At 66.6% G+C, this 9,582-nt stretch carries 9 protein-coding genes; 1 reads left to right on the top strand and 8 read right to left on the bottom strand.

The window, feature by feature from the left end; all coding sequences use genetic code 11:
* Window positions 1-9: 9 nt before the first annotated feature.
* From KNW02_RS16980 to proS, 8 genes are all read right to left on the bottom strand, one after another.
* Window positions 10-423 (bottom strand): DUF1801 domain-containing protein, encoded by a 414-nt coding sequence (locus KNW02_RS16980; protein WP_216034424.1) that lies wholly within the window; start codon window positions 421-423, stop codon window positions 10-12.
* A gap of 48 nt (window positions 424-471) precedes the next feature.
* Complete coding sequence (locus tag KNW02_RS16985) at window positions 472-1,809, bottom strand: branched-chain amino acid ABC transporter permease (RefSeq protein ID WP_216034425.1); 1,338 nt, start codon at window positions 1,807-1,809, stop codon at window positions 472-474.
* A 13-nt stretch (window positions 1,810-1,822) separates the two neighbouring features.
* Window positions 1,823-2,830, bottom strand: a complete 1,008-nt coding sequence (locus KNW02_RS16990) for a branched-chain amino acid ABC transporter permease (RefSeq protein ID WP_216034426.1) — start codon at window positions 2,828-2,830, stop codon at window positions 1,823-1,825.
* A 2-nt stretch (window positions 2,831-2,832) separates the two neighbouring features.
* Window positions 2,833-3,666 carry an ABC transporter ATP-binding protein gene (locus KNW02_RS16995; RefSeq protein WP_216034427.1) on the bottom strand — a complete coding sequence of 278 codons (834 nt, stop codon included), beginning with the start codon at window positions 3,664-3,666 and terminating at the stop codon, window positions 2,833-2,835.
* Window positions 3,663-4,445: an ABC transporter ATP-binding protein gene (locus tag KNW02_RS17000; protein ID WP_216034428.1), complete on the bottom strand. Its 783-nt coding sequence runs from the start codon at window positions 4,443-4,445 to the stop codon at window positions 3,663-3,665. Before KNW02_RS17000 ends, KNW02_RS16995 begins: the two co-directional genes overlap by 4 nt.
* Window positions 4,446-4,560: 115 nt before the next feature.
* Window positions 4,561-5,745 (bottom strand): ABC transporter substrate-binding protein, encoded by a 1,185-nt coding sequence (locus tag KNW02_RS17005; RefSeq protein WP_216034429.1) that lies wholly within the window; start codon window positions 5,743-5,745, stop codon window positions 4,561-4,563.
* Between the two features lie 126 nt (window positions 5,746-5,871).
* Window positions 5,872-6,363 carry a DUF2937 family protein gene (locus KNW02_RS17010; protein WP_216034430.1) on the bottom strand — a complete coding sequence of 164 codons (492 nt, stop codon included), beginning with the start codon at window positions 6,361-6,363 and terminating at the stop codon, window positions 5,872-5,874.
* Window positions 6,360-7,721: a proline--tRNA ligase gene (proS, locus tag KNW02_RS17015; protein ID WP_216034431.1), complete on the bottom strand. Its 1,362-nt coding sequence runs from the start codon at window positions 7,719-7,721 to the stop codon at window positions 6,360-6,362. Before proS ends, KNW02_RS17010 begins: the two co-directional genes overlap by 4 nt.
* Before the next feature lie 101 nt (window positions 7,722-7,822).
* On the opposite strand from proS, the gene KNW02_RS17020 reads away from it, so the two are divergent.
* Window positions 7,823-9,481: a pentapeptide repeat-containing protein gene (locus tag KNW02_RS17020; RefSeq protein ID WP_216034432.1), complete on the top strand. Its 1,659-nt coding sequence runs from the start codon at window positions 7,823-7,825 to the stop codon at window positions 9,479-9,481.
* The last annotated feature ends 101 nt before the right edge of the window (window positions 9,482-9,582 follow it).

The raw sequence follows: 9,582 nt of genomic DNA on the forward strand, positions 1-9,582 counted from the left end.
CCGCGAGGTTCAGGGCGTCCCGCGGCGGTGATAGGTCAGGGCGGCGGCGATCAGCAGGCGCAGCGGCGCCTCCGGCACCAGCTGGTGATCGGCGAAAAGAAGCGCGCGGTTGCCCTCGACGCTTAACCCGACCGGAAGGTTCTGGCGGAAATCGCGCATGAGCGAGGTCCGGCAATGGGTATAGAGCGCGAAGCCGCCCTGCCTCGGGCAGCCCAGCCGGATGGTCGAGCCCGATTTCGTCTTGGGCGTCAGATAGGCGGGCTGGCCCCATTTCAGCGCCTCCTCGATCCGGCCGACCTGCGGCAAGGCACCGGCCGTCTCGAAGATCAGCCCGCGCAGGTGCAGAAGCCCGGCGCGGGCGCCTGCGGGGAAGGCGGCAAAGGCCGCCTCGATCTGCGGGCTGTGGAAGGGCGGCGGGCTCATGCCGGCAGGCTGGCGGCGCCCGCCTGCCGGGTCAGGGCACCACCCACCCTAGTTTTCGGGCACCAGCCCGCGCGGGGCGAAGCGCAGCACCAGCAGAAGCACCAAGCCCATGGCGATGAAACGCATATGGGCCGAACTGTCCAGCAGATGCTCTTTCAGGCCGCCATCGGGCAGGGGCGAGGTCAGCAGCCCGATCAGCGCGGGCCCCCAGACCTCGGCCTTGATCCACAGGAACCAGATCAGGACCGCGCCCAGCACCGCCCCCCAGTTGTTGCCCGAGCCGCCGACGATCACCATCACCCAGATCAGGAAGGTATAGCGCAACGGGTTGTAGCCGGTCGGCGCCATCAGCCCGTCCTGGGTGATCATCATCGCCCCGGCCATGCCGATGACCGCCGATCCCAGCACGAAGATCTGCAGATGCCGGGCGGTCACGTCCTTGCCCATGGCCTCGGCCGCGACCTCGTTGTCGCGGATCGCGCGCATCATCCGGCCCCAGGGCGATTTCAGCGCCAGTTCCGCCAGCAGGATGATCGACAGCAGCACCACCAGGAACAGCGACATATAGCCGATCTTGACCCAGATCCCCGAGGCCTCGGCGGCGCCGAAGCCCCAGCTTGCGGCAAATTCGACGAATTCCGGGTTCTGTTGCAGGTCAATCTCGTAGGGCGTCGGGCGCGGGATCGAGCTGACATTCTTGACCCCGCGGGCCAGCCAGTCCTCGTTCTTCATCACCGCCACGATGATCTCGCCGATGCCCAGCGTGGCAATGGCCAGATAGTCCGAGCGCAGCCCGAGCGCGACCTTGCCCACCGCCCAGGCCGCGGCGGCGGCAAAGACGCCGCCCACCGCCCAGGACAGCAGCACCGGCAGGCCAAGGCCGCCGATATTGCCGTAGCGGGCCGAATTGTTGGCCTCGATCGCGTCCACCGCCGGATCGAACAGCCAGCGGTAAAGCACGAACCCGGCGATCACGATCACCATGACGGCCAGCCCGCGGCCGCCCGAGAGGCGTTTCCAGGCCTGCACGGCCAGGGCCAGCGTGCCCAGCCCCACGGCCAGCGCGATCAGCAGGCGCGGCCCGCCTGCGGCCCAGGCACCCTCGACCGGGGGCAGGGCGACCAGCACCGGGGCAAGGCCGCCGAGGGCCAGGAAGCCGACGACGCCGACGTTGAAAAGGCCAGCATAGCCCCATTGCATGTTCACCCCAAGCGCGGTGATGGCCGAGATCAGCCCCATGTTCAGGATCGCCAGCGAGGTGTTCCAGCTGCCCGAGAACATCGAGTTGCGCACGGTGCCCTCGAGGATGAACAGTAGCGCAAGGACCGCGAACAGGATCGGGGCGCGCCAGGGGCTGGTCGCTGCGGCTTGACGGTTGGTGGACATGAGCGGCCCTCCCTTACACCGACTTGCCGCGGAACAGCCCGGTGGGCTTGAACAGCAGCACGACGATCAGAATGACGAAGCTGACGGCGAACTTGTATTCGGTCCCCAGCAGTTGCAGCAGCCCATCGGGCTGCCAGCCGGGGAACAGATAGCCCGCGATCTTCAGCCAGGGATAGGTGATCGCGACCTCGGAATAGGCCACGACGAAGCCGCCGGCGATGGCGCCCAGCGGACTGCCCAGCCCGCCGACGATGGCGGCGGCGAAGATCGGCAGCAGGATCTGGAAATAGTTGAAGGCCTTGAAGGACTTGTCCAGGCCGTAAAGAACCCCGGCGATGGTCGCCAGCGAGGCGGCGATGATCCAGGTCATGCGCACCACCCGTTCGGGGTCGATCCCCGACAGCAGCGCCAGATCCTCGTTGTCGGAATAGGCGCGCATGGCCTTGCCCGACTTGGTGCGGTTCAGGAACCAGAACAGCGCCCAGACCACGACGAAGGCGATGACGACGGTCAGAAGCTGCGTCGTGCGCAGCGCCAGCCCCTCCTGCAAGCCGGTCATCTCGCGGAAGCTGCGCACGTCGATGACGAAGCGCGCGCCATCGGCAAAGCGTTCCTCGTCGACGCCGATCAGCAGCCGGGTGAGGCCGTTCATCACGAACATGACGCCGACCGAGGCCATGACCAGGATGATCGGCGCGGCCTTCTTGACCCGATAGAAGCGATAGACCGCGCGGTCGGTCGCCAGCACCAGCAGCGCGGTGGCGGCCATCCCGACCGGCAGGGCCAGCAGCGCCGTGGGCAGCGGTCCAAGGCTCACGCCCGCGGCCTGCAGCCCCCAGGTCGCCAGGATGGTAATGGCGGTGCCGAAGGCCATGGTGTCGCCATGGGCGAAGTTGGAAAATCGCAGGATGCCATAGATCAGCGTCACCCCTAGGGCGCCCAGGGCAAGCTGCGCGCCGTAGGCGGTGGCGGGAATGATGACGAAGTTCAGAAGGGCCACAATGGCGTTCAGGATATCCATGCTCAGCCCCCCAGGAAGGTGCGGCGCACCTCGTCATTGGCCATCAGTTCCTGGCCGGTTCCGGTATGGGCATTGGCGCCCTGCACCAGCACATAGGCCTTGTCGGCGATGTTCATCGCCTGCTGGGCGTTCTGTTCGACCATCAGCACCGGCATGCCGCCGCGGGCGATGGCGATGATGCGGTCGAACAGCTCGTCCATGACGATCGGGCTGACGCCCGCGGTCGGCTCGTCCAGCATCAGAACGTCGGGCCGGGTCATCAGCGCCCGGCCGACCGCGACCTGCTGGCGCTGGCCGCCCGACAACTCGCCCGCCGCCTGCCGGCGCTTTTCGGCCACCGCCGGGAACAGCTCGAAGACCTGTTCCATCGTCTCGCGGATGTCGTCGCTGCGGATGAAGGCGCCCATTTCGAGGTTTTCCTCGACCGTCATCGAGGGGAAGATGTTGTTGACCTGCGGCACGAAGCCCATGCCGGCCTTGACCCGGTCCTGCGGGTTCAGCGCGGTGATGTCGCGCCCGTCCAGCCGGACGCTGCCCTTGCGCAGATCCAGCATCCCGAAGATCGCCTTCATCGCGGTGGACTTGCCGGCGCCGTTCGGGCCGACGATGACCGCGATCTCGCCCTTCTCGACGGCGATGGTGCAGTCATGCAGGATGTCGGGTCCGCGGCCATAGCCGCCGGACATGTTCTCGCCGATCAGGAAGGGATCGCCCGCCTTGCCCGGACCGGTGGGGCCCGACTTGCGACTGCCGTCGATGGTGCCGCGGCCATGCGGGTTCACCACCGAGGCGTCGCGGTTGCCGCGATTGCCGAATGTGCTGTCCGCGTCGCTCATGTCGCCACCATATCCTTGTTCTTCAGCCCTCGGCCCAGGTAGGATTCGATCACCTCTTCATTCTGCATGATCTCGTCGGCCGTGCCCTCGGCCAGCACCTTGCCCTCGGCCATGACGATCACCGGGTCGCACAGCTTGCCGATGAAATCCATGTCATGCTCGATGACGCAGAAGGTATAGCCGCGTTCCCGGTTCAGCCGGATGATGGCATCGCCGATCGTGCCCAGCAGCGTGCGGTTCACGCCGGCGCCGACCTCGTCGAGAAAGACCACCTTGGCATCGACCATCATCGTCCGGCCCAGTTCCAGCAGCTTCTTCTGGCCGCCCGAGAGGTTGCCGGCCTTCTCGTCGGCCAGATGGCTGATGGTCAGGAAGTCCAGCACCTCGTCGGCCGCGCGGCGCAGTTCGGCCTCTTCGCGGGCGATCTGGCCGCGCCGGAACCAGGTGTTCCAGATCGTCTCGCCGGTCTGGCCGCCGGGCACCATCATCAGGTTCTCGCGCACGCTCATCGAGGCGAATTCATGCGCCAACTGGAAGGTGCGCAGCAGGCCGCGGTGGAACAATTCGTGCGGGGGCAGGCCGGTGATGTCCTGTCCATCCATGTAGACACGCCCCGAAGTCGGTGGAAGGACCCCTGCGATCACGTTGAAAAGTGTTGATTTTCCGGCCCCGTTCGGACCGATGAGGCCGGTGATCGAACCGGTCTCGATCGTCAGGCTGGCGCCATCGACGGCGCGAAAGCCCCCGAAATGGCGGTGAAGGTCCTCGACCCTGATCATTCCATGCGTTCCTGTACTGCCGGTCCCGGCCAAGTCTGGCCCTCAAGCCGGCATTTGCCAATGCAGAAAAGCCCGGCGCCTTTGCAGGTGCCGGGCCGGGATTGCATCGTTTGCCTCAGCGATAGCCGACGACCTCGAGCTTGCCGTCCTTCATCACCGTCTCGCGGAACGAGCCGGCGCTTTCGCCGTTGCCGACCATCTCGACCGAGCTGGCGCCGACGTAATCGACATCGCCGCCGCCGGCGATGATTTCCAGCGCCTTGCCCAGTTCACCCGGCTGGATGGGCTCGCCCGGAGCGTTGGCGATCTCGGTGATCTTGTCCTTGTAGACCGCCGGATCGGTGGATTTCGCGGCCTGCATCGCCAGCAGGATCAGGGCTGCGGCGTCATAGGCCTCGCCGGCATAGGGCGAGTTGGGGTCGAAGCCCTCGGCATTGGCCATCTCGTTGAAGGTGGCGCGGCCGTCGCCGGCTGCGGCCGGGTTGATGCCGATCGAATCCGCGGTCTCGGCGCCGAACTTTTCCTCCAGCGCGGTGCCGACCATGCCGTCGGGGAAGACGAAGGTCGAGAAGGCGCCGGTATCCAGCGACGCGCGGGTCACGCCCGAGCCACCCTGGTCGATGTAGCCGGCCACGACCAGCGCATCACCGCCCGCTGCGGCCAGCGCCGCGACCTCGGCGGAATAGTCGGCCTTGCCGTCGTCATGCGGCGCGTTCACGGTGACCTTGCCGCCCTTGGCCTCGTAGGCGGCCTCGAAGCTGTCGGCCAGACCCTTGCCGTAGTCGTTGTTGGTATAGGTCACGGCAACCGAGCCGATGCCCTTTTCCATCAGCACATCGGCCATCACCTCGCCCTGACGCGCATCCGAAGGCGCGGTGCGGAAGAACAGGCCGTTATCCTCGATATCCGACAGCGCCGGCGAGGTCGCCGAGGGCGAGATCATGACGATGCCGTTCGGCTTGCCGACATTCTCCAGCGAGGCGATGGTCTCGCCCGAGCACATGCCGCCGATAATCCCGCGCACCGCCTCGGCCGTGATCAGGCGCTCGACGGTGGCGGTGGCGGCCGCGGCGTCGGCGCAGGTCGAGTCGCCGGTGACCGCCACGACGGTCGAGCCGTCCAGCAGCTTGCCCGATTCGCTGATCTCCTTCATCGCCAGCTGGGCGCCGCCGCTCATCGGTCCGGCCAGCGATTCCAGCGGACCGGTGAAGCCGAGCGAGATACCCAGCTTGATCTCCTCGGCACCGGCCGCGCCCGCGACAAGAGTTGCGGCGGCGGTTGCAAGAAGCAGTTTTTTCATTGATTTGTCTCCCCGTTGGAACAACATCCTGCCGGGCAGGTTAGAAGGGCGTCGCACAAAAGGAAAGTCGCTTCTCGCCACGTCAACTTTGGATATTGGGACAGGTTTTAAGGGTCCGGCGGGCAATCAGCGCCAGCCCAGAGGCTCGCGCGGCTGCCGGAAGGGCAGGGCCAGCAGCATCAGCACGGCCCAGCCGAGGACGAACCCGAACGCGGCGGCGACCAATCCCGCGACGGTGACCGGAATGGCGGGGCGGAAATCGCCCCATGTCGCCGCCAGCGTCTCGGCATCGCGCAGCCGGTGCGGCAGCAGCATCCGCTCCAGCGGGCCGGCAAGGCGCAGCGTCTGGTAATCGGCGCGGGCGCGGTCCAGCCGGGCGAACTGGGCGCGCAGATCGGCCTGATGGGCGGCGCGGAAATCGCTGCCCGTCAGGTCGGCCAGCGCCGCGTCGCGGCTCAGTCCGGCCCTGGCCGCGCTGGCGTCGAATTCCTGCGCCATCAGCGACAGCGCATCCAGCTGCCCGCCAAGCCGCTGCACATACTGGTCCGAAAAGGCCGGGAACTGCGAGAAGGCCGCGGCGAAGACGATCGCCACCAGCATCCGCAGCAGTCCCGTCATGCCGCGCTGACCGGCTGTCCCAGGATCGGCGCATAGACGCCCGCCAGCCGCGTGATCGCGTCCTGCGCCGCGATTTCCTCGGCCTCGCCCGTGCGGCGGCTGGTCAGTTCGACCTTGTTCCTGGCCAGCCCGCGCGGCCCGACGGTGATCCGCCAGGGCAGGCCGATCAGGTCCATGGTGGCGAATTTCGCGCCCGCCCGCTCGTCGCGGTCGTCATAAAGCGGATCCAGCCCGCGCGCCTTCAGGTCGCGATAGATCGCCTCGCAGGCGCTGTCGGTCGAGGGGTCGCCCTGTTTCAGGTTGACGATGCCGACATGGAAGGGGGTCACGCCCTCGGGCCAGATGATGCCCTTGTCGTCATGGCTGGCCTCGATGATCGCGCCCAGAAGGCGGCTGACGCCGATGCCGTGGCTGCCCATGTGCACCGGCACGCGGCTGCCGTCGGGGCCGACCACGGTGGCGCCCATCGGTTCCGAATACTTGGTGCCGAAATAGAAGATCTGCCCGACCTCGATCCCGCGCGCCGAGCGGCGGCGCTCCTCGGGAACCTGGGCGAAGATCGCCTCGTCATGGGTCTCGTCGGTGCGGGCATAGCGCGAGGTGAATTCCTCCAGCACCGCCTGGCAGGCCGCGTGGCTGTCATGGTCGATCTCGCGGTCGCCGAAGGTCAGGTCGGTGATCGCGCTGTCATAGAAGACCTCGGATTCGCCGGTCTCGGCGAGGACCAGGAATTCATGCGTGTAATCGCCGCCGATCGGGCCGCCATCGGCGCGCATCGGGATCGCCTGCAGGCCCATGCGCTCATAGGTGCGCAGATAGCTGACCAGATGCCGGTTATAGGCATGCAGCGCGTCCTCGCGGGTCAGGTCGAAATTATAGCCGTCCTTCATCAGGAACTCGCGCCCGCGCATGACCCCGAACCGGGGCCGCATCTCGTCGCGGAACTTCCACTGGACGTGATACAGCGTCAGCGGCAGATCCTTGTAGCTGTTCACATGGCCGCGGAAGATGTCGGTGATCATCTCCTCGTTCGTCGGGCCGTAGAGCAGGTCGCGCTTGTGCCGGTCGCGGATGCGCAGCATCTCCTCGCCGTAATCGTCATAGCGGCCGCTCTCGCGCCACAGATCGGCCGATTGCAGCGTCGGCATCAGCAGCGGAATGTGCCCGACGCGCTGCTGTTCCTCATGCACGATCGCTTCGATCCGGCGCAGCACCTTGAAGCCCAGCGGCAGCCAGGAATAGATCCCCGCCGCCTGCTGCTTGATCATGCCGGCGCGCAGCATCAGCCGGTGGCTGACGATCTGGGCCTCTTTCGGGTCCTCTTTCAGGACGGGCAGGAAATAGCGCGACAGACGCATGAGCGGCCTCTTGGAACGGTTTCGGCACCGTGTAGGGCAGACGCGGGCGGCGGGCAAGGTGCGCGGTTTGCGGCCGGGCCGGGCTGTGGCACAATCATGCGATGAGCGAGGGGAACCGGATCAATCTGCGCCATATCCTGCACCGCCGCCGGCAGGCGGCGGGCGATGCGCCGCCGGCCCCGGCGACGGACGCGCCGACCGCCGGTCAGGTCAACGCGCTGATCACCACCTGCAAGACCAACTGGTTCCTGCTGATGTCCTATCTGGCCTTTGTCGGGGTGACGCTGATCGGGGTCGTCGATCTGGATTTCTTCATGCCCGAGCGGCGGACCGAACTGCCGCTGATCGGGGTCACCATCCCGACCGCGCTGTTCTTCTATATCGCACCGGTCCTTGGCGTGATGCTGTATGCGCATCTGCATTTCTATCTGATGCGGCTGTGGCGGGCGCTGGCGCATCCGGACGCGCCGGATGCCGGCGCGCTGAACCCATGGCTGGTGGTCGATTACGCCCTGCATATCCGCGGCCGGGGCCACCGCAGGTTTCCGCTGCAATGGCTGGCCAATCTGGTCGTCACCGCGCTGATTTTCTGGGCAACGCCGATCATACTGACCGGGTTCTGGTGGCGGTCGATGCCAAAGCATGACGGATGGCTGACCCTGCTGTTCTGCGGCGGGTCGCTGTTCCTGTCGGTGCTCGTCTGGGCCGAAAGCGGGTGGGTGCTGCATCATGGCGTCAGCCGCAGGGCGGATCGACGCAGGTCGTGGCTGACCGATCTGATCATCGGGGCCGCATTCGTTCTGATCCCGATCACGGGATTTGTGCGGGCGGTGAATATGTGGCCTTTGCAGGATAGGACGACGCTGTGGCCCGATCTTCTGGCCAAGGCACAACTGCAGAACGCTGTTTTCGTCGAAACGCCCGCAGGCTGGTTGCCTCGGGACGAGGCGGAACAGGTTTATCGCCGCGCGTGGTGCGAACAGAATGGCGTCTCGACACTCGCCTGTGGTCCCGGCCCGCTTTCGGATGCTGAACCCGCCGATTTTCTGGAGCATCAACAACAGCTTTGGTGCGACAAGGAATTGCCGGCTGCACCGCAAAACAAGGGCGCGCGTTGCGTGGCAGCCTTTGAAAACATGGCAGGACGCTATGCGGTGGAATGGCAGAAAACCCGCAGGGACGCGCTGGCCCTGTTGCCACGCCGGAATCTGGCCGGCGTCGATCTGCGGGGGGCGGTCCTGCGCGGGGCGCGGATGGAGAGGGCGGACCTGAGCTTGGCGCGGATGGAGAGGGCGGACCTGAGCTGGGCGCGGATGGAGGGGGCGGTTCTGTTCGATGCGCGGATGGAGGGGGCGGACCTGCGCGGGGCGCGGATGGAGGGGGCGGACCTGCGCGGGGCGCGGATGGAGAGGGCGGACCTGCGCGGGGCGCGGATGGAGGGGGCGGACCTGCGCGGGGCGCGGATGGAGGGGGCGGACCTGTGGCAGGCGCGGATGGAGAGGGCGGACCTGCGCGGGGCGCGGATGGAGGGGGCGGACCTGTGGCAGGCGCGGATGGAGAGGGCGGACCTGCGCGGGGCGCGGATGGAGGGGGCGGACCTGTGGCAGGCGCGGATGAGTTCGCAAACCGATCTGACGGCGGTGCGTTTTTCGGGGGCCGCCGTCAGATCGGTGGATTATTCGTCTGTCGGGATTTCACAGGATCAGGTCAATGAAATTTTCGGTGATGCCAGCGGGGAGTGTCCGATCTTTTGTGTATGATTGATCGGGTCCATGCTTCACCGAAAGGAAGCATGTATGACGATCTCCAAGGAAATTCTGGACGAGTTGCTGAAAGGCGTTGAGCGCCCGGAGGACCTGCT

Source organism: Paracoccus marinaquae, assembly GCF_018860165.1.
Taxonomy (GTDB): Bacteria; Pseudomonadota; Alphaproteobacteria; order Rhodobacterales; family Rhodobacteraceae; genus Paracoccus; species Paracoccus marinaquae.